We start from the raw sequence: 643 nt of genomic DNA on the forward strand, positions 1-643 counted from the left end.
TCGGCGTGGCCGCCGGCACTGCACCGGCTTCACCCGGCTCCGCGTAGTTCGGCGCCGCGGCCGACGCCGACTGGCCGTGATACGTGAGCGACTTGCGCTGCTGCAGGTACGCGTCGCGCACGAACGAATACGGATCGAGCGCGGCCTGCTTCAGCAGGTCGGTCGCGCCGAGCAGGTCGGAACGCGCGCTGATGAACTGCGCGATGTACATCGGATTGCGCGCGGCCGGCTCGATGTAGTTCAGCAGGTTGAAGCGCACGTCCACCGCGCGGCCGACGCCATCGCGGATCGTGCTCGGCCCGAACACGGGCAGCACGAGGTACGGGCCGGACGGCATGCCCCAGCGCGCCATCGTCAGCCCGAAATCCTGGTGATGCTTCGGCAGCCCGGCCGGCGTCGCGATGTCGATCAGGCCGGCGACGCCGAACAGCGAGTTCATCGCCACGCGCATCAAATCCTGCGTCGCATCGGTGATGCGCAACTGCAGCAGGTTGTTGGCCATGTTGCCGAGATCGCCGAGGTTCGAGAAGAAGTTGCTGATCGCGGTGCGCACCGGCGTCGGCGTGACTTTCTGGTAGCCCTTCGCGATCGGCTGGGCGATGTTCGTGTCGACCGTGTCGTTGAACTTGTACATCGCCCGGTT

At 66.7% G+C, this 643-nt stretch carries 1 protein-coding gene; it reads right to left on the reverse strand.

Features of this window, described 5'->3' with window-relative positions; translation table 11 throughout:
• On the reverse strand, positions 1–643 hold a 643-nt coding region (locus JMF90_RS39485), incomplete at both ends, for a VacJ family lipoprotein (protein ID WP_201326591.1).

The sequence above is a fragment of the Burkholderia sp. E168m23 genome (assembly GCF_016586125.1).
Classification (GTDB): domain Bacteria; phylum Pseudomonadota; class Gammaproteobacteria; order Burkholderiales; family Burkholderiaceae; genus Burkholderia; species Burkholderia orbicola.